At 67.0% G+C, this 23,311-nt stretch carries 25 protein-coding genes and 1 pseudogene; 15 read left to right on the top strand and 11 right to left on the bottom strand.

Annotated features, from left to right (window positions below):
* Positions 1–40 precede the first annotated feature (40 nt).
* Positions 41–1,468, top strand: a complete 1,428-nt coding sequence (locus FEJ81_RS15995; RefSeq protein WP_138246229.1) for a universal stress protein — start codon at positions 41–43, stop codon at positions 1,466–1,468.
* 313 nt (positions 1,469–1,781) lie between these two features.
* On the opposite strand, the gene FEJ81_RS16000 is transcribed toward FEJ81_RS15995, so the two are convergent.
* Positions 1,782–2,969: an NAD-binding protein gene (locus tag FEJ81_RS16000; RefSeq protein WP_138246230.1), complete on the bottom strand. Its 1,188-nt coding sequence runs from the start codon at positions 2,967–2,969 to the stop codon at positions 1,782–1,784.
* A 169-nt stretch (positions 2,970–3,138) separates the two neighbouring features.
* Between FEJ81_RS16000 and FEJ81_RS16005 the strand changes: the two genes are divergently transcribed.
* Genes FEJ81_RS16005 through FEJ81_RS16015 form a run of 3 tightly spaced genes read left to right on the top strand, consistent with a single transcriptional unit; the run spans position 3,139 to position 6,062 of the window.
* Positions 3,139–4,401, top strand: a complete 1,263-nt coding sequence (locus FEJ81_RS16005) for a potassium transporter TrkA (protein ID WP_138246231.1) — start codon at positions 3,139–3,141, stop codon at positions 4,399–4,401.
* A 52-nt stretch (positions 4,402–4,453) separates the two neighbouring features.
* A complete protein-coding gene (locus FEJ81_RS16010; protein ID WP_229504729.1) occupies positions 4,454–5,749 on the top strand; it encodes a TrkA C-terminal domain-containing protein in 1,296 nt (431 codons plus the stop codon).
* Positions 5,750–5,780: 31 nt separating this feature from the next.
* A complete protein-coding gene (locus FEJ81_RS16015) occupies positions 5,781–6,062 on the top strand; it encodes a ubiquitin-like small modifier protein 1 (RefSeq protein WP_138246232.1) in 282 nt (93 codons plus the stop codon).
* Positions 6,063–6,111: 49 nt separating this feature from the next.
* Here FEJ81_RS16015 and FEJ81_RS16020 read toward each other — a convergent pair whose 3' ends face one another.
* On the bottom strand, positions 6,112–7,077 hold the full coding sequence (locus tag FEJ81_RS16020) for a GNAT family N-acetyltransferase (RefSeq protein ID WP_138246233.1): 966 nt from the start codon (positions 7,075–7,077) through the stop codon (positions 6,112–6,114).
* A 21-nt stretch (positions 7,078–7,098) separates the two neighbouring features.
* The gene (locus FEJ81_RS16025) at positions 7,099–7,296 is read right to left on the bottom strand and encodes a hypothetical protein (protein WP_138246234.1); all 198 of its coding nucleotides are present in this window, start codon (positions 7,294–7,296) and stop codon (positions 7,099–7,101) included.
* Between the two features lie 213 nt (positions 7,297–7,509).
* On the opposite strand from FEJ81_RS16025, the gene FEJ81_RS16030 reads away from it, so the two are divergent.
* The gene (locus tag FEJ81_RS16030) at positions 7,510–8,214 is read left to right on the top strand and encodes a transglutaminase-like domain-containing protein (RefSeq protein ID WP_175416449.1); all 705 of its coding nucleotides are present in this window, start codon (positions 7,510–7,512) and stop codon (positions 8,212–8,214) included.
* Between the two features lie 122 nt (positions 8,215–8,336).
* On the opposite strand, the gene gatD is transcribed toward FEJ81_RS16030, so the two are convergent.
* Together gatD and FEJ81_RS16040 are read right to left on the bottom strand one after the other, a co-directional pair.
* Positions 8,337–9,587 (bottom strand): Glu-tRNA(Gln) amidotransferase subunit GatD, encoded by a 1,251-nt coding sequence (gatD, locus tag FEJ81_RS16035; RefSeq protein ID WP_138246236.1) that lies wholly within the window; start codon positions 9,585–9,587, stop codon positions 8,337–8,339.
* A gap of 348 nt (positions 9,588–9,935) precedes the next feature.
* A complete protein-coding gene (locus FEJ81_RS16040) occupies positions 9,936–11,228 on the bottom strand; it encodes a glycosyltransferase family 2 protein (protein ID WP_138246237.1) in 1,293 nt (430 codons plus the stop codon).
* Positions 11,229–11,447: 219 nt separating this feature from the next.
* Between FEJ81_RS16040 and mfnA the strand changes: the two genes are divergently transcribed.
* Entirely contained in the window at positions 11,448–12,533 is a 1,086-nt protein-coding gene (mfnA, locus tag FEJ81_RS16045; RefSeq protein ID WP_138246238.1) for a tyrosine decarboxylase MfnA, read from the top strand.
* A 51-nt stretch (positions 12,534–12,584) separates the two neighbouring features.
* Here the strand turns inward: mfnA and FEJ81_RS16050 are convergent, their stop codons facing one another.
* Complete coding sequence (locus tag FEJ81_RS16050; protein ID WP_138246239.1) at positions 12,585–12,869, bottom strand: hypothetical protein; 285 nt, start codon at positions 12,867–12,869, stop codon at positions 12,585–12,587.
* A 363-nt stretch (positions 12,870–13,232) separates the two neighbouring features.
* On the opposite strand from FEJ81_RS16050, the gene FEJ81_RS23800 reads away from it, so the two are divergent.
* From FEJ81_RS23800 to FEJ81_RS16090, 8 genes are all read left to right on the top strand, one after another.
* The gene (locus tag FEJ81_RS23800; protein WP_229504730.1) at positions 13,233–13,394 is read left to right on the top strand and encodes a hypothetical protein; all 162 of its coding nucleotides are present in this window, start codon (positions 13,233–13,235) and stop codon (positions 13,392–13,394) included.
* Between the two features lie 267 nt (positions 13,395–13,661).
* Positions 13,662–15,782 carry a methionine--tRNA ligase gene (gene metG / locus FEJ81_RS16060; protein WP_138246240.1) on the top strand — a complete coding sequence of 707 codons (2,121 nt, stop codon included), beginning with the start codon at positions 13,662–13,664 and terminating at the stop codon, positions 15,780–15,782.
* A gap of 158 nt (positions 15,783–15,940) precedes the next feature.
* Positions 15,941–16,720 (top strand): potassium channel family protein, encoded by a 780-nt coding sequence (locus FEJ81_RS16065; RefSeq protein ID WP_229504731.1) that lies wholly within the window; start codon positions 15,941–15,943, stop codon positions 16,718–16,720.
* Positions 16,721–16,828: 108 nt separating this feature from the next.
* The gene (pyk, locus tag FEJ81_RS16070) at positions 16,829–18,586 is read left to right on the top strand and encodes a pyruvate kinase (protein WP_138246241.1); all 1,758 of its coding nucleotides are present in this window, start codon (positions 16,829–16,831) and stop codon (positions 18,584–18,586) included.
* Between the two features lie 65 nt (positions 18,587–18,651).
* The gene (locus FEJ81_RS16075) at positions 18,652–18,972 is read left to right on the top strand and encodes a DUF7312 domain-containing protein (protein ID WP_138246242.1); all 321 of its coding nucleotides are present in this window, start codon (positions 18,652–18,654) and stop codon (positions 18,970–18,972) included.
* A 60-nt stretch (positions 18,973–19,032) separates the two neighbouring features.
* Entirely contained in the window at positions 19,033–19,392 is a 360-nt protein-coding gene (locus FEJ81_RS16080) for a hypothetical protein (protein WP_138246243.1), read from the top strand.
* 99 nt (positions 19,393–19,491) lie between these two features.
* Entirely contained in the window at positions 19,492–20,745 is a 1,254-nt protein-coding gene (locus tag FEJ81_RS16085; RefSeq protein ID WP_138246244.1) for a tRNA (N(6)-L-threonylcarbamoyladenosine(37)-C(2))-methylthiotransferase, read from the top strand.
* 86 nt (positions 20,746–20,831) lie between these two features.
* Complete coding sequence (locus FEJ81_RS16090) at positions 20,832–21,197, top strand: winged helix-turn-helix domain-containing protein (RefSeq protein WP_138246245.1); 366 nt, start codon at positions 20,832–20,834, stop codon at positions 21,195–21,197.
* Here FEJ81_RS16090 and FEJ81_RS23805 read toward each other — a convergent pair.
* From FEJ81_RS23805 to FEJ81_RS16100, 5 genes and pseudogenes are all read right to left on the bottom strand, one after another.
* Entirely contained in the window at positions 21,194–21,640 is a 447-nt protein-coding gene (locus tag FEJ81_RS23805) for a hypothetical protein (RefSeq protein ID WP_324618339.1), read from the bottom strand. The genes FEJ81_RS16090 and FEJ81_RS23805 overlap by 4 nt on opposite strands.
* A pseudogene (locus FEJ81_RS24340) lies at positions 21,626–21,796 on the bottom strand (mechanosensitive ion channel domain-containing protein); the annotation flags it as partial. The pseudogene FEJ81_RS24340 and the gene FEJ81_RS23805, both read right to left, overlap by 15 nt.
* A gap of 42 nt (positions 21,797–21,838) precedes the next feature.
* Complete coding sequence (locus FEJ81_RS23810) at positions 21,839–21,994, bottom strand: hypothetical protein (RefSeq protein WP_229504732.1); 156 nt, start codon at positions 21,992–21,994, stop codon at positions 21,839–21,841.
* Positions 21,995–22,030: 36 nt separating this feature from the next.
* On the bottom strand, positions 22,031–22,180 hold the full coding sequence (locus tag FEJ81_RS23815) for a hypothetical protein (RefSeq protein WP_229504733.1): 150 nt from the start codon (positions 22,178–22,180) through the stop codon (positions 22,031–22,033).
* 78 nt (positions 22,181–22,258) lie between these two features.
* Entirely contained in the window at positions 22,259–22,798 is a 540-nt protein-coding gene (locus FEJ81_RS16100) for an HIT family protein (RefSeq protein WP_138246246.1), read from the bottom strand.
* Positions 22,799–23,051: 253 nt separating this feature from the next.
* Here FEJ81_RS16100 and FEJ81_RS16105 point away from each other — a divergent pair, with 253 nt between their 5' ends.
* On the top strand, positions 23,052–23,252 hold the full coding sequence (locus tag FEJ81_RS16105; protein WP_138246247.1) for a DUF7835 family putative zinc beta-ribbon protein: 201 nt from the start codon (positions 23,052–23,054) through the stop codon (positions 23,250–23,252).
* Positions 23,253–23,311 lie beyond the last annotated feature (59 nt).

Raw genomic sequence — 23,311 nt, forward strand, 5'->3', positions numbered from 1 at the left:
AGCCGAACGGTTTTGGTCGTTCCGCGACCAACGGAAAGCTATGCTCGAGGGTGTGCGAGCGCGGCTGTACGCGCTCGCGAGACGACTCCGTCGGCTGGAGCGACGCGAACTCGACGCCGTCCTGCGGTGGCTCGAGCACACGGGCAATCTCGTCCACCTCTCGGTGCTGGTGTTCGTCCCGTTGCTGATCGCCGCGGTGACGTGGCTGGCGAACATGACGGCGGCGATCTCGTTCCTGCTGTTCCCGCCGCTTGCCTCCGGAACCTACACGCTCTTCGCCGATCCGGAGGGGAAGTACGCCACGCCGTCGAAGTTCGTCGGCGGGATGACCGTCGGCGCGCTCTGTGGCTGGTTCGCGCTGGGACTCGCGGCGGCCGTCGGGCTGCACGCCGGCGGGGTCAACGCGGCCGGGGCCGCCCTCGGCATCTTCTTTACCGGCGTCTGTACGTGGGCGCTCGACCTCGAGGAGCCGACGGCGTTTTCGACCGCTTTGCTCGTCCTCGTGACCGGCAACACGCAATTCGCCTACGTCCTCGGGATCGTCGTCTCGAGTTCGTTCGTCGCGGCGGCCTTCGTCGTCTGGCGGCGCCACTTCTACGAGCAGCGCGCTCGCTACCTCTACCAGACGACCAGCGGGGACGATCACGTGCTCGTCCCGATGGATGACTGTTCGGAGACGGTCGCCCGTTTCGCCGCGTCGATCGCCGGCGCACACGACGCCGGGAAAGTGGTGCTGTTCGACGTGATCGACGACGAAGACGCCGAGCGGCAACGCGACGCCGCCGGCGCGAGCGATGGTCGAACGGGCGCGAGCCCCACCGAACGCGCGGCCGGCGACGCCGCTCGCCGCCTCGAGTCGCTTGCCGCCGACCTCGAGAGCGCGTACGACGTTCCCTGCGAGGTCGTCGTCGCAGCCGACGGCGGGCTCTCGGCGGGGCTCGTCCTGCAGACGGCCCGCGAACAGAACTGCGACCTCATCGTCGCGCCGTACGCCGAACGCGAGGACGGCGGACTCTCGGCGTTCATCACGGGGCTGTTCGACAGCGAGATCGACGTGATCGCGTTCCGGTCGAACGGAACCCGACGACGGCGGTGGCAGAACAGTCTCGTCGCGGTTCGGGGTGCCGGCGACACCGCTCGCGCGATGCTCGACTTCGCGATCCGCGTGTCCGAGTCCGGCCGGCCGGTCAGCGTCTGTACCTGTATCGACGCCGAGTCGCGCCGCCGCACGGCGGAAGCGACCCTCGCGGATCTCGTCGACGCGTTCCCCGGCCCCTTCGAGACCCACGTCGCCACCGCGTCGGTCGAGTCCTATCTGGGCCGGGCGGCGCCCCGCTATGACGTCTGCTTCGTCGGCTCGAGCACCGACCGGTCGGCCGCCTCGCGGTTCGTCTCCCCGCCGACGTTCCGGAAGCTCAGCGACCTCGAGGCCGACGTGGCGATCGTCCACCGCGGTCGGCACCGGTAGCTGGACGTTCGTGTCTGTCCTACTGTGTGCTGATGGAATTGAGGGCGTTCCGATGGAATCGCGTGAGGCGAAGCGTCCTGCTATCGTGCCAACAGGGAATCGCCACGCCCTCCCCAGCCGATTCACTCACTCCCTCCGGTCGTTCGCTCATCCCTCGCGCACCTTTGGTCCGCGGCTCACCCGTCGGTTCGCCGCGACACAGCGCGCGCCACCGCACGCCGGTTGGCCGATTCGGAGCGAGACGCCGATCAACTGTCCTGAACGTGTCCGCAGGTTCGATCGAACGAGCCCGTTCGGCCCCCTCTGCTGGGGTCTACTCCCGCTCGAGGATCCGATCGATCAGCCCGCTCTCGTCGCTGCCGAGCGCCGACCGCACGAGCAGGTGGCCGCCGAGCATCGCGGGGCTGATCACGGAGTCCGCGCCGGCGCGCTCGAGTTTCTTCGTGTTCTCGCGGTCGGTCGCGGCGGCGACGATGCGCGTGTTCGGTGCGAGTTCGCGCGCGGTGAGGACGGTCAGGGCGTCCTCGGCGTCGTGGTTCGTGGCGACGAGGATCGCGGCCGCGCGGTCGATTTTCGCGCGGCGAAGCGGCTCCTCGTCGCTGGGGTCGCCGCTGACGACGGCGAGGCCGCGGTCGGTGAGGGTCGTCGCGGCCTCGCGGTCGCTGGTGACGACGACGAACTGCCGGCCGGCGTCCGCGAGTTCGTCGACGATCGGTTCGGTCAGTTCGCCGTAGCCGAGCACGAGGATGTGGTCGTCGAGGAGTTGGAGTTGTGAGTCGCTCATCTTTCCGAGTGTTTTCGAGATTCTGGCCTGGATCGCCGGGCCCACGAGCGCCCCGATAGCGATACCGAAACTGGCGACGCCCAGGATGAGCACCGACATCGTAAACAGCATCGCCTCGGTCGAGCCGGGGTTGGGCGTCACGTCGCCGTAGCCGACCGTACTCGAGGTGATCAGCGTGAAGTAGAAGGCGTCGAGGATGCTGCTGATACCGTCGAAATCCTCCCGGAGCGCGTAGCCGCCGATCGTGCCGTACAGTTGGACGCCGACGAGCGACGCGCCGGCCGCGATCTGGGTCGTCGACAGCGAGAGGGGTTTGGTAAAGCGCTTGCGGGTGAACAGCAGTATCGGGATCGAAACGACCGACAGGGCGACCAGCGGCAGCGAGTACGGGCTCGACTGGAGGAGCCCCTGTGCCGCGGTCAACGGGAGCAAGAGCAGCGTCGCCCACCAGCCCGTCCGCAGGCCGCGCCGGAGTGCGAGCGCGCTGCCGACCATCAGGAACCCGGTCAGCGCACCCGTGAAGGCGGCGGCGCTCTGGACGGCCTCGGGAACGTATTCGGCGAGCGGCCCGCCGACGCTGTTCGTCCCGATGTTGAAAACCGCGGTTGCGACCGAGAGCAGCGCGACGAGCAAGACGAGAATCACGGCCGCTCGCGTCGTGAGGACTCGCGGCCAGTTCTCCGGCAGTCGCGCTCGAGGCGACCGGTCGTCGACCATACACACCGATGAGCGTCGGTACGGGATAAACGTCTTCGATATCGGCCGGCCGCTCTGCGGCCGGAACGGACCGGTGCCGGCGACGACTCCGTCGCGGTTCGACCGGCGCTCCAGCCCCGCTCGGTTTGCTGTCGGTGCTGATTTAACGGTTCCGCCCCACCGACACACAATGCAATCGCTTCCGGTCGAGTTGCTGATCGAAGTGCTGCTCGGGCTCTATCTCGGGCTCCTGACCGGCATCGTCCCCGCGTTCGTCGCCGGTTCGCTGGGATTTCTCGTGCGGTACTTCACCGGCGTCACGCTGCCCGGGTTCGGTGTCGTCGTCCTCGCGCTGTCGATCGCCAGCGTCCAGGGCGGCCTGCTCGGCCTCGTCGAACCCACGATCGCCAAGTCGCCGCAGCTGCTGATCGCCGTCCTCGTCGTCCTGATGCTCGCGCTCTACGCCCACAATCAGGGCGACAAACTCGGGGCCGAACTGCCGCGCCGGCTCTCCTTTACCCGCCTCCGGCAGCGGACCCTCTCGGCCGACGTCGTCGAACTCGTCGGCTCGGTCGGGCAAGTCACCGTCCGCCCGACCGGCGAGATCCACGACATGGAAGGGTATCCGCCGCTGTCGCCCGATTTCCGGCGGACGCTCAAGGCCGGCTCGTGGCGACTCCCCGCCGACCTCCCCCTCTCGGAACTCGCGTCCCGCCTCGAGGAGCGACTCCGAACGGAACACGACCTCGCGGACATCGACGTCACGATCGACGAACAGGGGCGGGCGACTATCGTGGCGGCACCGCCGTCCGGAAGCCTCTCCCGGCGGGTGTCGGCGGGTCAGCGCGCCGTCTCGATCGCGACGCTGGTCCCGACGGGGCTCGCCCGCGGGGACGAGGCGACGGTTCGGACCGGCGATCGCTCGATCACCGGCCGGGTGCTGAGCGCCCGGACCGAAGTCGACGACGAACGCGCCGCGGCCGCCGTCCCAGCGGAGCCCGTGGCGGACGAGGTCGCGACCGACGGCGGCGAAGACGACGAGGTGGTCGCCCCTGCCTCGAGGGCGAACGCGGCGACGGCCGGCGGGCCGGGACGCGTCACCCTCGCCGTCGCGCGGCGGGACGTCAAGCCGGTCCTCGAGGCCGACTCGCCGCGACTCGTCGTGCGGTCTCGCGGCACGAGCCGCGAGTTCGAGGCGCTCGCGCTGGTCAAGCGCGAAGGGTACGCCATCCGTCGGTTCACTGTCGGCGCGACCGGTGCGGACGACGAGACCGCGTCGGCGGCGGCCGTGACGATCCTCGCGGTGCGACGGCAGGGCAGCGAGACGAGCGGTCGCCGCCACGGCTGGGTGTTCGGCCCCGGCATCGAACGGCGACTCGAGGCCGGCGACGAGGCGTTCGTCGCGGGGCCGGAGGACGCCACCGAAGCGTTCGCGGAGGCGATCGCCCGATGAGCCACACCGTGATCGACGCTCGCACCGGGGGGACGACCGGGGGTGAGCGCCCGTGGTAGCGTCGCTCCTCGCTCAGGTGGTCTCGACCGAACTGCTCTCGTCCGAGACGCTGCTGGAAGCGCTCGTCGGGATCCTCGGGTTCGCACTGCTCGCGGCCGGTGCGAGTGTCGCCGTGGCGTTTGTCTTCCGCTGGTACAGCACCGAGGCGGTCCCCGAGGGCGTCGCGGTCCTCTTCGGCGTCGCGATAGTCGCGCTCTGGTTGAACACCCAATCCGCCCTGCAACAGGCGATCATCGGCGATACGCCGCTGACCGACCCCAGTACCGCGGTCTACACCGTCGCCGCGTTCACGGCCAGCGCGGTCGCCGCCGACGGCGGCCGGCGGTTAGGTGACTACCTCGCTCGAGACGTGTTCGTGGTCGCCACGCCGCGGACGATCACCGAGGTCACGCAGCTCGTCCGCTCTGCCGGCCGCGTCGTCAGCGTCGAACTGCCCGAGGAGATCGGCGACATCGACGGCTACGACGCCGTCGAGGAGTCGGTGAAAGCCGAACTCGCGGGCCAGACGTTCCGCTTCCCGCGCCGGCTCTCCGTCGACCAACTCCGCGAGCGACTGATCGCCCGCCTCGAGCGCGATCACGGGATCGGCCACGTCGACGCGGACCTCGCCGCGGACGGAACCGTCGAGTACCTCGCGGTGGGGAGCCGACCGGCGGGGATCGGGCCGACGCTCGCGCCGGGTACCGTCGCCGTCGCCCTCTCCGGCGATCCCGCGGCGGACGCCAGCCCGGGCGACGCAGTCCGTATCTGGGCGCGCGACGACGAGGGCGGCACCGCTCGGCGGGTCGCCGGCGGCGAACTGCGGGCGACCGCCGACGACACTGCGACCGTCGCCCTCGACGCCGAGGACGCCCGCGACCTCGAGCCCGAACGGAACTACCGGCTCGTGACCCTGCCGGGCAGCCCCGACGCCGAACGGGACCTCGTCTCCCTGCTCCGGACGGCCGACGAGACGGTCACGACCGTCGCCGTCGGGACCGACGACCCGCTCGTCGGGCTGGCAATCGATTCGCTGCCCGTCTTGGTGCTGGGGCTCGAGCGCGATCCTGACACCAGCGACGGCGGTGACGGCGATGGCGGCGACGAGTACCTGCCGCTGCCGGCCGGCGACGAGCGACTCGCGGCCGGCGACGTCGCCTACGTGCTCGGTCGTCCCGACGCGCTCCGACGGGTGACCGAACGGACGCTGGTCGAGGCGGGCGACCGGAGCGGCGAGCAGGAGCGAGCGCGGGAGACCGTCGCCGACGAACGGGACGATCGCGAACGGGAACAACCACAGGAGCGGTAGCTACTTGCCGCCGGCACCGATAGCGCCACGTATGCCCACGGAGTGGAAACTGTTCGCCGACCTCGCCGAACGCGCTGGCGACAAACACGTGACCGTCGATACCGCGGCCGGCGACACCGTCGGCGATGCCCTCGAGGCGCTGCTCGAGGCGGCCCCCGAACTCGAGGGGCGCGTGCTCGAGGACGGCGACCTGCGATCGCAGATCAACGTGTTGCGAAACGGGACGAACGTGCTGGTCGAGGAGGAGGGCCTCGCAACGGAACTCGAGGAGGGAGACGAACTGGCGCTGTTTCCGCCGGTCAGCGGCGGGTAGCGCCTGATTCGAACTGAATCGCGGCACCGGCCCCTTCGACACCGCCCCGTCACTTCCCGGTGAGATCGATCCCTAACACGAAATCGGGTTCGTCGGCGGTCCCGACGCCGGCGTAGGGCGCGTCGGTGACGTGCCGGGGCGTCTCGGGGATCAGCACCCGCGTCTCGTCGGCCCCGCAGTCGGCCGCGTCGCGGGCGATTGCGGCGAACAGCGAGCGGGCGGCGTCGACGTCCGCCCACGCGCCGAGGCCGTACTCGGCCCACGTCTCGGTTTTCGGGTCCGCGTCCGATTTGTCGTCGCTCGAGTCGTCATCCTCGACCGGTCGCTCGTAGGTTCGCGATCGGTAGGCAGCCCCCGCGAGTCCGGTCTCACCGTCGACCGCGAAGACGGCCGTCTCGTCGGCCAGCCGCTCGAAATCGTCTCGAGCGAGTTCCCTGACGGCCCACGACTCCTCGGGTGCCAGACCGAGCCCCGACAGGTACTCGCGCGCGTCGCTGTGGGTCCAGTACCGCCACGCGGCCGCGGGATCGCTCGAGACCGCGTGCGACGCCGACCCGTCGGCGTCCGGATCGGGGTCGGGGTGGGCGAAGCGAAACTCGGTGATCGGCTCGTAGCCGCTTGCCCGCGCCGCGCCGAAGGAGGCCGCGTTCCACGAGAAGATCATCACGCGGCCGACCGTCGCGCCCCGCTCGCGGGCCCACTCGAAGGTCGCCTCGTTCAGCCGGTGGCTCACCCCCTGCCGGCGGTAGTCGGCCGCGACGCGCATGCTCTGGAACCAGGCCTCGTCGTCGGTGAGCATCACGCCCTGGACGATCCCCGCGGCCTCACCGTCGACCTCCGCGAGGAAGGTCTTCTTGCCCTGTCCGGGTTCGTTCTCGAGCCAGTCGTGGTAGACCCGCGGGATGTAGTCACCGCCGCGCTCGGGCCAGATGTCGCTCGTGAAGTCGACGACGGCGTCGTAATCGTCGTGGGTCGCACGGCGGATATCGATGGACGGGTCTGCGTTAGCTGGCATTGGTCGGTGAACGATGGTATCTCAGACGGTCTCGCGGGAAAGTGCTTCGCAGAACGGGCGGTGGCGCGCGCTGGAGAGCGGGGAGCCGATGGCGAACCGCTCGAGGGAGTCGTGCGAGGCCTTCGCGAACCTGTGAGCGAATCGGTTGGGGAGGGCGTGGGGATTCCCTGCCGCCAGCGCGAGCAGACCACTGCTCCCGAATAGCCGTTCCCTACACATGCGTATGGATCACATAGGGCAACTCATAGCAGCCGCTTTCTGCGTAACATGCCCCCCTCCAATCAGAGTCGTTCGGCTCTCGCAGGTGTCAGAAACCACCACAATGTCCCGACGAAAACCCGGACCCCCTCGAGAGGAGAAGAGCGGGGCCGTTCGCCGCAGACGACGAGAGGTGCTCGCGACAGTCGTGACCAGCATGGGCGCGGTATCGGGGTGTGCGTTTCGAGCGCACAAGACCGAGACCGCGGGAATATCGTTCGCCAGTATTCCGTTCACCTGTCCACCGGGACCGAAGAGATTCGCATTCCTGTTCCCAGGTCTGTTTATCAGGAGGCCCGTGAAGAGACGACCGCGATTCCAGACGCCGTTACTGCTGCTCGGAACAACGACTTTCTCGACGATGTCGTTCACCGTATCACGGACGCTTCGTCCTCTCCGCTCGAGGCGCTTCACGCCGTCCACTCCTTCGTCGAGACGATCGACTACGCCACGGATCCGGAATCGACGGGGACTACTGAATACATCCGCTACCCGTCCGAGACACTTGTGGACGGTGAAGGCGACTGTGAGGACAAAGCCGTTCTCCTCGTTGGTCTCCTTTCTCGCCCACCCTTTACGTATCACACAGGGCTCGTCTTCCCGCCAAAACACTGTGCGACGCTCGTGGCTCGGTCGGATCTCCCCGCTCGCTCGCTCTCAACGGATCCGCTCACTGTGACAGTCGATCGAACGGAGTTCGTGTACCTCGAGTCGGTTGCGGCGGTTCCCGTGGGACACTGGGCAGAAGACTACGGGGAGAGGCCGATTCTTGCCTCGTACACGGATTTTTGGAATATCCATGATATGGGTGCGCTGATAGCATCGGCTGAGCAGGCATTGAAAGGCGATTCGCTTCCACCACTTCGAGCATATACGTAGCACCCGCCATATTCGTTCGTCGGGTCGTCACAGCGTGGGACGTGAACCGTTCTGGGACACTCTCACGATCGACGCAGAAAACCCGTCTGCAACGCTCTACCGAAGCTGCCGCGAATCCGTCGTCACTCCCACGGAACCGACCGTTCCTGAATCTCGCCGGCGAGCGAGGTCCCCATCGCCTCTTCGACATCTTCGCTGTTTGCGAGCGCCCACATCAGCTTCACCTTCGCCGTTCCCGGCAGCGTGTCGCCGCCCTCGATCACGCCGGCCTCGAGCAGGTCCCGACCGGTGTCGTAGACGCGGTCACAGACCCGCCCTTCGAGACACTGGCTGGTCATGACGACCGTCGTCCCGTCCTCGATCAGTTCCTCGATGCGGGGGATCAGATCGGTGTGGACGTGGCCGAGTCCGGTGCCCTCGAGGATCAGCCCCTCGCTCCCCTCGGCGACGTCGAGGAACGCGGGGTCCATCCCGGGCGTGAATTTGAGGAGTTCGACGTCGCTCTCGAGGTCGGCGGTGAGCTCGAGGTCGGTTTCGTCTCGCTGCTGGTAGTCGCGGCGGAAGCTGACTTCCTCGGTCTCGTAGTCGACCTCGCCCAGCGGCTCCGCGCCGACGGTCTCGAACGCGTCCCGGCGGGAGGTGTGGTTCTTCCGCACGCGCGTGCCGCGGTGGAGCGCACAGTCGTCGTCGGATTCGGAGGCGTGCATACAGATCAGCACCTCCGCGCAGTCGCTCTTGGCGGCCTCGACGGCCGAGACGGCGTTCATCACGTTGTCCGACGACGGCCGGTCCGCCGAGCGCTGCGAGCCGGTGAAGACGATCGGCACCGGCGTCTCGAGCATAAAGGAGAGCGCGGAGGCGGAGTACTGCATCGTGTCGGTGCCGTGCATGACGACGACGCCGTCGGCACCCGCCTCGATCTCCTCGGCCACCGCGTCGGCGAGGTCCCGCCAGAGCGGCGGCTCCATGTTCTCCGAGAGGATGTTGGCGACGACGCGGCCGCGGTAGTTCGCCCGCCCCGCGAGGTCGGGCACGGCGCGGAGCACGTCCTCGGCGTCGAACTGGGCCGTCACCGCGCCGGTGCGGTAGTCGACCGTCGAGGCGATCGTCCCGCCAGTCGAGATCAGCGAAATCGTCGGCAGATCGTCGTCGAACTCGATCTCCGAGCCGGCGTCCTCTCCCGTCGCGTCGGTGCCGTCGATCCGGTAGACGTCCTCCGCGAGGACCTCCACGTCGGCTCCCTCCCGATCGACGCCGACGTTGTAGCCGCCCTCGAGTTTCACCACGAGGTGGTCGTCCGTGCTCGAGGGGAGCAACACGCCTTCGTAGGTGCGGTCCGCGCGATCGACGCGGACGCGGTCGCCTGGGTTCATGCGTTGGCGTTGCGCGGCGTCGGACTTGAAGGCACGCTTTCGCTCTAACTGGGAACAGAATTCCGTTCAATCGCGTGAATGCGTGTTCGACAACAACTCGAACGCCCCTGCGTCGCTCGACCGCGCCGGGACTCGCTGCGGTCCTCGATCGTTCCCGTTGGTCACTCACTGCGGTCCTTGCGTCGCCCGGGCGGGATCAAGAACGGGAAAGCACGGCTCTCCCGAGCATCGCGGATGCTGTGGTCCGCTCAGCGAAGCAGCCCCTTTCAGTCCCACCTCGCCGTGGATCGCCGAGCGGGCCGGTACTCGAGCGAAGATAAACGCGCGACGCGTCGCAAAATACCGCCGTCAGGAGCCGCTTTTCTCGACGTGGTACCACGTCCCGTCCCACGAGAGGCCGTACTCGAGCAGCGATTTGAGGGTGAGCACGCCGAAGGCGGGGTAGAGCAGCGGCGCGAAGGCGACGCTCCATCGGAGGCCGTCGATTCGGCCGTCGCTGGTGTCGCGCCACGCGACGAGGCCGATGGTCGCGATGAGGACCGCTGCGAGGATCAGGAACGCCGATTCGACGTCCAGAACGAGCAACAGCAGGAGCTTCGAGGTGAGCGCGAGCGTGAACAGGCTCCCGAGCAGGCTCGAGCACATCCGACCGATCGAGATGACGCCGCGGCGATCGACCTGCCCGTGCAGGGCCTCGAGCAGCGTCGTGTGGAGGACTTCGATCTGGCCGACGCGCCAGCGCTTGCGCTGGCCCCAGAGGTCCCGCAGGCTATGGGGGGCCTCCATCGTGTTCGTACACTGGCGGGCCTGTCGCACGTCGAGGCTCTCGCGATAGCAGGCGTGGGCGAAGTCGAGATCCTCGGTGAGCATGTCGTCGTAGCCGTCGACGCGCTCGAACGCCTCGCGGGTGAGGACCGTCGAGGAACTCCGGCAGTTCGCGAACCCGGAGAGTTCGACCAGCTTGTAGCTCGCGTGAAAGACCACCCGCTCACAGTACGCGACCGTCTCGATGACACCGGTGGGCCGCGGGATCCGGCGGCCCTGAAAGACATCCGCGCCGTCGAGTATCCCGCCCATCGCTCGCGGCAGGAACTCGGGTGAAACCCGCTCGTCGGCGTCGAAGACCGCGATATGTTCGGCGTCGGTCTCGCGAACGGCGTCATTGATCGCGCCCGCCTTCGAGCCCGGGTTCCCGTTGACCAGACACTCGACCCGCTCGTGAGCGCTCGCGAGTTCGCGGGCACGCTCGAGGGTCGCGTCGTCGTTCGGCTCGGCGACGATGACCACCTCGAGGTTCTCGTAGGCGCTTTCACAGAGGCTCTCGACGCTTTCGTCCATCACCGCGTGATCGCGGTAGACCGGCACGACGGCCGTCAGCCGCGGGCCGTCGGTCACCGGATCGATGACGTCCCGAGAGGTCCACACCTCGCGGACCAGCAGCAATCCGGTGATCGCGACGAAGCACGTGAAGACGGCCATCGACGACAGCGCGTCGAGGAACACCACCCGCACGGTCACCACGAGCAAGTCGAGGGTGTACTGCTGGATTTCCCGTCCCTGTGTGAACCCGAACAGCAGCAGGGAGAGGACACCGACGACGGTGGCCCCGTGTTCGACGGCTCGAGACGCTGTCGAAATCATTGCCGGTGGTTTCGGTCGGCGTGTTATCAACATTGCCCATACAGACGGCGAGTCCAACGCGGACAGCACCCGCTCTCGGGGTCACGAATGCGGGCGGAGAGACAGCGGCGGTTCCGGTCGATCGGACGAGAGCTAGGGGAGATCGGGCGAGAGCAGCGAACGGCCGCGGAAACGTCGGCGAACGCAACACATAAACCGCCGACTGAGTACATACGTGATATGCAAATCGAGCCGCAAGCGTTCGACCGGGTCCTCTCCTCGATGTGTACGGAACCCCACCCGGCGGCGCGCGACGCGGCCGAACGGTTTCTCGCGACGAACCCCGGCGATCCCGGTACCTATCCGAACGTTTCAGCCCTCGAGGACGATGCGATCGCGCTGCTGAGCGAGATCGCCGGGCTGGACAATCCGGCGGGCTACATCACGAGCGGCGGCACCGAGGCGAACATTCAGGCCGTCCGGATCGCCCGCGAGCGGGCCGAGAGTCGGACGCCGAACGTCGTCATGCCCGAATCGGGCCACTTCAGCTTCCAGAAGGCCGCCGACCTGCTCGGCGTCGACCTCCGGATCGTCCCGACAGACGACCGGCAGCGGGCCGATCTCTCGGCCGTCCGCGCCGCCGTCGACGACGACACCGCGCTGGTGATCGGCGTCGCGGGAACCACCGAGTACGGCCGCGTCGACCCGATTCCGGACCTCGCCGAGATCGCCCACTCGGTCGACGCGATGTGCCACGTCGACGCCGCGTGGGGCGGGTTCGTGCTTCCCTTTACCGACTACGACTGGCACTTCGGTCACGCCGCGGTCGACACGATGGCAATCGATCCCCACAAAATGGGACAGGCCGCGGTGCCCGCTGGCGGGCTGCTCGTCCGCGATTCGGCCCTGCTCGACGAACTCGCCGTCGACACGCCCTACCTCGAGTCGACCTCGCAGGCGACGCTGACCGGGACCCGCTCCGGTGCGGGCGTCGCAAGCGCCGTCGCCGCGATGGAAGAGCTGTGGCCCGACGGCTACCGCCGACAGTACGCCCGGTCGCAGAACAACGCTGAGTGGTTGGCCGACGCCCTCGAGAAACGGGGCTACGAGGTCGCCGATCCCACCCTGCCGCTGGTCGCGGCCGACGTGCCCCGATCGACGTTCGACGCGCTTCGAGCCGAAGGGTGGCGGATCTCTCGGACCGCGACGGGCGAGCTACGGGTCGTCTGCATGCCCCACGTCACCCGGGAGATGTTGGCCTCGTTCATCGGTGATCTCGATCGACTCGAGGTACGCGCGAGCGTCCCCGTCGCGAGCGACGACTGACGGTCGATGGTGCCCAGTTCGATCGGACGTAGCGGCGACTCGAGACGATTCTCAGCCAGCCAAGTCCCTGTACGCGGCAATGGATTCGACGATGTAACAGTACAGAAGCCCGAGCAGGAGAAGAAACGCGATCGATTGTCCGATTCGAGACGGAACGAAACCGTCGTACAAACCCAGAACGAGGTAAAAACCCACCCAGCAGAGAACCGCTGCGACGACGTACTTCCAACTGCTAGTTGGACGACGATGCGATTTGACGATGACGAGGAAACCGAGGCCGGAGAGGAAGATTACTAGATCCACGAGCGGGAACGTCTCTCCGATCAATTCGATCATCGTTTCTCACTACTGTACAAGAATGTGTGAGTAGTTGATATATGTGGCGAGGTTAGTCCGATCCATTCGCCGGCCATCACTAGATCACCACGTATCGATACCCGCTTCACACTCATCGCTCGAGCCCTTCGCATGGCGATGGATCGGATCGATGCGGCCGTGCTCGTCGGCTCGCGCTGCTAGCGGCATCGGCGCTGCTGTTCGATCTCGAGCGACTCGTCGTCGCCGCGATGACCGCCGGCTTCCTGCTCTCCGGTGTCGATCTGGCGGCTGTACGGCGGGCGCGTGTGGGAGGCACTGGACTGACTAGCCTGGGTCGGCGCTGCGGGGACGCTCGGCTTCGGCCTCGAGGGGACGATCGAGATGACGGCGTTTCTCGGCTTCGGCCTCGTCGGTGCCTTCCTCCTGATCGGCCGCCGGGCCGGCTACCTGCGCGACATCTGGCGCGTCGATTCGACCGCTCGAGAGGGGGTGACGTTGCGGTCGGCGAACGATCGCCAACAGTTTTCTGACCGGAGTGAGTAACCGAGCGTGAGTATGCAGTCGCGCGCTGTCGTCACCGTCGATTCTCGACTTCGACCCCGCATGCTGCCCGGCATGCGCATGTAGCGACGGCGCCGTCACCGGGGGAACGCGCCGCCACGAACTCAGAACCGATCATACGGTTCTCGCGGCGCTGAAACCCGGCGCAATTTCAGTTCCCATCTCAGTGAGCCGTATCGCTCGAGCATCGACCGCGAAACCGAAACCGAAACCGGCGGGTTTTACGCCCGCGACCGACAGACCACGAATATGAGCACGCACAACGACGACTTTCCGACGGACGAGCCCGCCGTCGTGACCTGCGGGTTGCCCTACGCCAACGGCGACCTCCACATCGGTCATCTGCGGGGGTATATCGGCGCGGACGCCTTTTCCCGCGCGCTCGAGACGCTGGGACAGGAGACGGCCTACGTCTGCGGGTCGGACATGCACGGCACCCCGGTCGCCGTCAATGCCGAACAGCAGGGCGTCGATCCGGCGGACTTCGCATTGGACTGGCACGAGCAGTACGAGGAGACGTTCCCCAAGTTCAACGTCGACTTCGACAACTACGGCCACACCCACGACGAGACGAACACCGAGTTGACCCAAGAGATCGTCCGCACGCTGGACGACGAGGGCTACATCTACGAGAAGGAGATTCAGGTCGCCTACGACCCCGACGCCGACCAGTACCTCCCCGACCGCTACGTCGAGGGGACCTGTCCCTACTGCGGCGCGAAGGCCCGCGGCGACGAGTGCGACGAGGGCTGTCAGCGCCACTTAGAGCCGGGTGAGGTCGAGGACCCGACGAGTACGATCACGGGCAACCCCGCGGAGTACCGCGAGCGGACCCACAAGTTCTTCGAGGTCTCGGAGTTCGCCGACTTTCTGACCGAGTTCCTCGACGGCCTCGAGGGCACCTCGAACGCGCGCAACCAGCCGCGCCAGTGGATCGAAGACGGCCTGCAGGACTGGTGTATCACGCGGGACATGGACTGGGGGATCGACTATCCCGGCGAAGACGGAGACGGGGACGACCTCGTCCTCTACGTCTGGGTCGACGCGCCGATCGAGTACATCGCGAGTACGAAGCAGTACTCCGAGCGCGTCGGGACCGACGAGTACGACTGGGAGCAGGTCTGGAAGGGCGACGGCGAGATCATGCACGTCATCGGCCGGGACATCATCCAGCACCACACGATCTTCTGGCCCGCCATGCTCGAGGGATCGGGCTACAACAAGCCCCGCGGGATCGCCGCGACCGGCTTCATCACGATCAACGGGAAGGGGCTCTCGACCAGCCGGAACCGCGCGATCTGGGCCAAGGAGTACTTGGACGAGGGCTTCCACCCCGATCTGCTGCGATACTACCTGACCACGACCGGCGGCCTCCAGCAGGACGTCGACTTCTCGTGGGACGCCTTCCAGGAGAAGGTCAACGGCGAACTCGTCGGTACCGTCGGCAACTTCTGGTACCGCTCGCTGCTCTTTGCCTACCGCAACTACGAGGGCACGCCCGACACGGAGGTCTCCGCGGAAGTCGAGGAGCGCATCGAGGGAGCCATCGGCGACGTTCGCGAGAACGTCAACGACTACTCCATGCGCGGGGTCGGACAGGCCGCGACGCAGCTCGCGCAGTTCGGCAACGAGTACATCCAGCGCAACGAGCCGTGGAAGCTCACCGACGAGGAACCCGAAGCAGCCGCGCAGGTCATCCGCGACTGCGTCCAGATTGCCAAGGCCGTCGGCGTCCTGCTCGAGCCGATTGCCCCCGACAAGGCCCAGGACCTGTGGGAGCAACTCGGCGAGGACGGCGCAATCGCCGACGCCCACCTCGAGGACGCGCTCGAGGCCCCGCCGCGAAACTTCGACGAACCTGGCGAACTCTTCGGCAAGATCGAAGACGACCGCGTCGACGAACTCACCGAAAAGCTCGAGGAACGAGTCGCGGCCGCCTCGGACGACGGCGAGGAATCCGACGACGCCGACGCAGAAACCGAAAGCGACGACACCGCCGCGAGCGAATCCGAGAGCATGGCAGAGACGGACGACCTCGAGCCGCTGCTCGAGGACCGGATCGGATTCGAGGGCTTTCAGGAACTGGACATTCGCGTCGGCCGGATCGAATCGGCCGAAGGAATCGAGGGCGCGGACGATCTCGCGAAGCTCGAGGTCGACATCGGCTTCGAGACGCGGCAGGTGGTCGCGGGGATCAAGCAACTCCACGACCTCGACGAACTGCCGGGGACGAAGTGCGTGCTGCTGGCGAACATGGAGCCCGCGGAACTGTTCGGCGTGGAGTCGAACGGCATGATCCTCGCGGCCGGCAAGGAGGCGGACCTGCTGACGACCCACGGCGACGCGGCCCTCGGCGAGAAGATCAAGTAACGGGTCGTCTCTCGCGGCCGAGAACAGGTTTCGGATTGTTCGAACGGTTTTTCGCCTATTGAACTCCATCAAGGCACTAATTCCGACCACAAACACCCGAATGTGCATTAAAAACAACTCCAAATAGATATTTGTAGTCGGAGAAATGCTATTCGTCTGTGTTCCCCGATAGCGTTTCACACGTCGACGATCGGCCGATTTTGCGCCACGCGGTCGCGCCGATCGGTACGTTCGTCGCGATCGTCGTCGCGGGGATCGCGGGCCTCGCGGCGCTCGGGAACGTCGGCCCCGTGGAGGCGGCGTTCTGGCTGGTCGATCTGACGAGCATCGATCTCCACTTTCAGGACCGCGCGGGTCCCGAACGGGCGACCAAGGCCTACGCCGTGTTGGTGACGGTCGGGCTCGTCGTCTCGGGGCTGTGGATCGGCGAAACGGTCGTCACCGAACTGTTCGGGGGACGGATCTCCGCGGAGGTATCACGAGCAACGATGCAACGACGAATCGACAACAGCGACGATCACGTTATCGTCTGTGGCTACGGGATGTTCGGACGGACGATCGCCAACCGGCTCGCCGAGGCGGACCGGCAGGTGGTCGTCATCGAAATCGACGAAGAAAACGCGACCCGCGCCCGCGAGGACGGGCATCTGCTCGTCGAGGGCGACGCCAGACGCGAGCGGGTACTGCGGTCGGCCGGGGTCGACCGAGCGACGAAACTCGTCGCTGCGATCGACGACTCGAACGTCAACATCCAGATCGCGATCGTCAGCGGCACGGCGACGTCGACGCCCGAAATCATCGTCCGCGTCGGCGAGGAGATGTACGAACCGGTCGCGCGGGAGGCCGGTGCCGACGAGGTGATCATCCCCGAAGTCGTCAGCGGCGAGCGCGTGACCCGCCTGCTCGAGCGACCGACGGATCGCCGCCCGGCGGACTGACTCGAGCGCCGAGGCGCGGACAGCCGTCTCGCCGCGGACGGCGTCGAATGCGTACTCGAGGGCGAGTAAGTGACCATCTTTTAGGGCGTGCTGACGCTATCTCCCGCCATGAGAAACGCGAAAATAGTCAGTACGCTGGGGCCGGCGACGAACGACCGGGAGACGATCCGGGAGCTCGCCGCGGCCGGGATGTCCGTCGCACGACTGAACGCGAGCCACGGCAGTCCGTCGGATCGCGCGGCGTTGATCGATCGCGTCCGCGCGGTCGACGAGGAGCGGGCCGAACCCGTCGCGATCATGCTCGACACGAAGGGGCCGGAGATCCGGACCGCGCCGCTGCCCGAGGGCGAGACGGTGAGTCTCGAGACGGGCTCGGAAATCAGGTTCGTCGAGGGCGAGGAGTCGACGCCGGAGACGGTCGGCCTCTCGGTGGCGATCACTGCGGTCGAACCCGGGGACCGAATTCTGCTCGACGACGGCCTGATCGAGACGACCGTCCTCGAACACGACGGCGACGCGGTTCGGGCGCGAGTCGATACCGGCGGCGAACTGGGCGGTCGCAAGGGCGTCAACGTCCCCGGCGTCGAACTCGATCTCGACGTCGTCACGGAGAAGGATCGCCGGGACCTCGAGCTGGCCGCCGAGAAGGAAGTCGACTTCGTCGCGGCGAGCTTCGTCCGGGACGCGGATGACGTCTACGAGGTCGGCGAGGTCTTGGAAGAGGCGGGCGCGGACATCCCGATCATCGCGAAGATCGAACGCGCCGGCGCGGTGGAGAACTTAGATGAGATCATCGACGCCGCCTACGGCGTGATGGTGGCCCGCGGCGACCTCGGCGTGGAGTGTCCGATGGAAGATGTCCCGATGATCCAAAAGCGGATCATCCGCAAGTGCCGCGAGGCCGGGCGGCCGGTCATCACGGCGACGGAGATGCTCGACTCGATGGTCCACGCCCGCCGGCCGACGCGCGCGGAGGCCTCCGACGTGGCAAACGCCGTCCTCGACGGCACCGACGCGGTCATGCTGTCGGCCGAGACCGCGGTCGGCGACCACCCCATCGCCGTCGTCGACGCGATGGACAGCATCATCCGCGAGGTCGAGGGCTCCGAGGAGTACGCCGAGTTGCTCGAGCAGCGCGTCCCGGCGTCGGGCGAGGCGCGGACGGACGCGCTGGCCCGGTCGGCGCGGTTCCTCGCGCGGGACATCGGCGCGGACGCGGTCGTCGCCGCGACCGAATCCGGCTACACGGCGCTGAAGACGGCGAAGTACCGCCCCGGCGTGCCGGTCGTCGGCTCGACGCCGAGTCAGGCGGTGCGTCGCCAGCTCGCGTTGACGTGGGGCGTGACGCCGCTGTACGCGCCCGTCTCGGATCAGGGGGCCGACGCCGTCGTCGAGAAGGCCGTCCAGGCCGCCCTCGACGCCGGGATCGCCGAGAGCGGGGACACCGTGGTCGTCCTCTGCGGGATGATGACCGACCTCGAGGGGGCGAACACGACGAACATGCTGAAGGTCCACGTCGCCGCCGACGCGCTGACGACCGGACAGGTCGTCGTCGAGGGGCGGGCGACCGGGCCGGTCGTCCACGTGACCGACGGCGACCTCTCGGAGATCCCTGAAGGGGCGATCCTCGCCCTGCCCGCCGATTTCGACGAGGAGTTTTCCGGCGATACGAGCCGCATCGGCGGCATCATCAACGCCGAGCGGGGGATGACCGGCTACCCGGCGCTGGTCGCACGCGAGTTGGGGATACCGATGATCAGCGACGCGGACGGCACGGACATCGCGGCCGGCGAGGTCGTCACGGTCGACGCCGAGCGCGGCGTCGTCTACGGCGGCGATATCAGCGACCGCACCGTGCGACGCTGAAGCAGTCCCAACGGCACCCGCGATCGGACCGCGGGTTTTTGACGGCGGACCCGTTAGGATGGCGTATGGCAGACGATCCGTCCGGAGACGACGACACCGACCGATGGGGCGAGCCGTCGGCGACGGACCCGGACGCCGGAACGACGACCGAGGCGAGCGAGGGCGACTCGAGCGGCGACGAGTGGGATCGGATCCCGCTGGATCTCTCCGGCTCGAGCGACGAGTCGGACGACGAAGCGGCGACGGACGACGACGAATACGCGCCCGAAGCCAGTTCGACACCGATCGAGTCCGGCGATCCGGACCTCGAGAACGCGCTGTTCGTCGTCTTGGGGGCGATCGCGATGGTGCTCGTGCTCGTACGGCTGCTCTCGGTTCCGCTCTGATGAGGGGCGGCCGACTCGCTCGAGCCCCGTCGCGTTCGAACCCGACTGATTCGTAGAATCATGCGCGTTCGAAGCTACATTTACGACGGCGAGACCGCCCCAGCACACGTCGACGCCGTCCTCGAGGCACTGTCGGCTCGCGAGGAGTCGGTCGACCGGCTGGACGTCAGCGCGGCGGCCGACCGGGACGACGCGGTCCGGGAGGCGATGTTGCGGGTCCGCGAGTCGGTTCGGATCGGCACGAGTCCCGACGGGATCTACGACGAGGACGGCGATCCCGACTTTTCGGCCGGCGTGCTCATCGCACAGGAGCCGACCGGCCGTCGCTCCCTCTTCGTCGGTGAGGAAGCCCTCGAGGCACTGACCGACGAGGCGGCGGCTGAGGACGGGGGCGACGGAGCCGACGGCGATGGGCGGTGATCGAGGCGACGAAGATACCGCGGACCGTCGCGGTCGCGCTCATCCCGCCCGCGATCCGTCGCGCTTTTGATTCGCCAGCCCCGAGAACGGTCCAAGCGAATGGCCCGGTATCACATCGAAACGTACGGCTGTACATCGAATCGCGGGGAGAGCCGTGAGATCGAGCGACGGCTCCGCGATGCGGGTCACTACCGGGTCGACGGGGCCGAGGAGGCGGACGTCGCCATCCTCAACACCTGTACCGTCGTCGAGAAGACCGAGCGGAACATGCTCCGGCGGGCCGAGGAACTGGCCGACGAGACGGCCGATCTCTTCATCACGGGCTGTATGGCGCTGGCCCAGGGCGAGGAGTTCGCGCAGGCCGATGTGGACGGACAGGTCCTCCACTGGGACGAGGTTCCCGAAGCGGTCACCAACGGCGAGTGTCCGACGACGACACCCGACGCCGAGCCGATCCTCGACGGCGTCGTCGGCATCCTTCCGATCGCGCGGGGCTGTATGTCCGACTGCTCGTACTGCATCACCAAGCAGGCCACCGGCAAGATCGACTCGCCGTCGATCGAGGAAAACGTCGAGAAGGCCCGCGCGCTGATCCACGCGGGCGCGAAGGAGATCCGCATCACCGGCCAGGACACCGGCGTCTACGGCTGGGACGAGGGCGAGCGCAAACTCCACCGCCTGCTCGAGGCGATCTGCGAGATCGAGGGCGACTTTCGCGTGCGGGTGGGGATGGCCAACCCGAAGGGCGTCCACGGCATCCGCGAGGAGTTGGCCGCGGTCTTCGCGGAGCACGAGGAACTCTACGACTTCCTGCACGCACCGGTCCAGTCGGGCAGCGACGACGTGCTCGGCGACATGCGCCGCCAGCACCAGGTCGAGGAGTACCTCGAGGTCGTCGAGACCTTCGACGAACGGCTGAACTACTGGACGCTGTCGACGGACTTCATCGTCGGCTTCCCGACCGAGACCGACCACGACCACGCCCAGTCGATGGCGCTGCTCCGCGAGACCCGCCCGGAGAAGATCAACGTCACCCGCTTCTCCAAGCGCCCGGGCACCGATGCCGCCGAACTGAAGGGACTGGGTGGGACGATCAAGAAGGAACGCTCGAAGGAGATGAGCGAAGTCAAACGCGAAATCGTCGCCGACGCCTACGCGGACATGGTCGGCGAAACTCGCGAGGACGCCCTGGTCGTTGAGGAGGGCACCGCGGATTCCGTCAAGTGTCGCGACTCCGCCTACCGCCAGATAATCGTCCAGAACGCGACCGACTACGGCCTCGAACCCGGCGACTTCGTCGACCTCGAGGTGACGGCCCACGAGACGATGTACGCGTTCGGGAAGCCGGTATAGCCGCCGGAACGACGGCGTACGGGCCGATCCCCAGTCGGCGGGAACGGGCGGCGAGAGCAAAGTAAACGCCGCCCGTCGTTTCGTCTATGAGCGACGGATCCGATCACCCGCGCCCGTGTCCGCGGCTGGAACAGGACGGCGAGCTGGGGTGTCACCCTCGCCGCGTCGTGGATCTGCTCGCCGATGACGACGCCCGAGCGATGTATCTGTACGCCGAGGAGCCGGAGACGGTCAGCGAGATCTCCGAGGCGGTTGAGCTCCCGCAGTCGACGGCCTACAGAAAAGTCGAGAACCTCCGGGAGGCCGGACTCCTCTCCCGGCTCAACGATCGCTCGCGGACCGGGACTCCGGCACATTACGTCCAGGCCATGGATCACGTATCTGTGACCTACGACGATCCGCTGCGGATCGAATGCGAGTGCAACGGCCGCCCGCTGTACTGTGAGCCCTAACACAGACGCTCGTCGACTCCCGAACACCGTCCGCTTCCGTGGCCGCTACTCCCTGTCACCAGGTTCGTCCGTACCGCTCGAGACGCCGGTCCCCGATCGATGCCGATCGATTCCTCGAGCGCCGATGGCGTCGCGGCGCCGAGATCGATCCCCTCGCGCTCGAGGCGATCGACGATTTCGCGGGCGTACTCCGAGCGGACGCGTCCGTAGGTGCTGCGGTCGGGATCGGCGATCCAGAACAGGGCGACGACACGGACCACGTCCTCGAGATCGACGATCCGAGCGGTCGGCTCCGGGTGCTCGAGGACCGTCGGGTGATCGACCGCCGCGTCGGCCAGGATGCGAGCGACGGCGTCGAGATCGTCGTCGTACCCGATCGCGACCGGTACCCGAAGCCGGAGCCGATCGTTGAGGACGGCGTTGGTGACCGCGTTCGCGGTCAGCTCCGAATTCGGCACCGTGATGATCTCGTTGTCGAAGGTGCGGACCCGCGTCGATCGGACGCTGATGTCCTCGATGACGCCTTCCTGATCCGACCAGCGGATCCAGTCGCCGATGTTGAAGCTCGGATCGGTGACGATGAACGCGCCGCTGACGAAGTTGCCGACGGCGTTTCCGTGAGCGAAGCGAGCGGAAGCTCGTCACGAGCGTCGCGAAGTGACGGTGTTCTGTGCGGCGAAGCCGAGCGCGACCGTCAGCGCGGCGACGAGGATCGCCGCGCGCTCGAGGACGAAACTGAGGCCGGCGATCGACAGCCCGACCACGATTGCGGCCGCGATCACGCCGATGGCGACCACGCGCTCGAGGCCCTGCTGGAGGGTCCGTTCGGTGTCTCAGTAGTCGAGCGCGGCGCTCACGAGCGGCCGGACGGCGAACCGGCCGACCGCGTACACCAGCACGACCGTCAGCAGAAAGGTCGCGACGTTGTCGAGCAGGGAGAGGGACGCCGCGATCAGTTCCTCGAGACGGGTCAGGACGTACACGCGTTCGGCGTTCGACGAGGACTCGCACAAGGGTTGGGCCGGCAGTCGCGCCGCCGGTCGGAAGAAGAGGCCCCGTCGCTACTCGAACACGACCGCGCCGTCCTCGTCGGGAACCGTCGCGCCGTCTTGGGCGGCGAAGGCCTCGTGGACGTGATCGTAGGTCGCCTCGAGGGCCTCGACGATCACGGTCGTGTCGCTGAGGACGGGCATGAAGTTGGTGTCGCCCTGCCACCGCGGGACGACGTGGGTGTGGAGGTGGTCGTCGATCGAGCCGCCGGCCCCGTCACCGAGGTTCAAGCCGGCGTTGAAGCCGTCCGGCTCGAGGGCGGCCTCGAGCGCGTCGAACGTGCGCTGTTTCAACCGGGCGTGATCGAGTAAGACGTCGTCGTCGAGTGCCGTGTAGTCGCCGGTGTGGGTGTGCGGAATCACCATCACGTGCCCCGGGTTATACGGGTAGTTGTTCAGCATGACGAACGCGTGTTCGCCCCGCGCGACGATCAGGTTCTCCCGGTCGTCGTCCAGCTCGGGCAGTTCACAGAAGACGCAGTCCTCGATGTCGGGGTTTCCCTCGTCGCGTCGGATCCACTCGATGCGCCACGGTGCGAACACCTGTTCCATATCCGATACCACGCGAGGGCGACCTAAAGCGTTTCAGTCCGCCAGTATGGTACGCAAGTTCCGGTAATATTTTCGTGCACGTGTGCGACAGTAACCCACAATATCGATATAGCGCCTCGAGAGCGGGTTCTAAACGATATGGGACGTTCTGGAGGCGTATTATGGAAAAGGTAACGCCGTCTTGCGATTGTGACGACTCAGCGGTCAAAATGAAGCGTGGGTTTAAGATAGGGCTACTGCAAGTAATTCAGTAATGGCAACGACCGACGACTCCTTCAACGGGATGACCGAGCACTGCGAGGACTGCGATTTAGAAACCCTCCACGAAGTGTCCGTCCAGATTCGAACCGAGAGCCTGAAAAAAGAGAACGCACAGTTCTCCCGCGAACCCTACCGCGTCAGCGAGTGCCAGCGCTGTGGGAATCGCTCGAGCCAACGGATGAACAACGCCTGAGTTTCCGACTGCGACCGATAGCGAAATCGACAGTACAGCCGACAACCGCCCTCGTTGCC

Source organism: Natrinema versiforme, assembly GCF_005576615.1.
Lineage (GTDB): Archaea > Halobacteriota > Halobacteria > Halobacteriales > Natrialbaceae > Natrinema > Natrinema versiforme_A.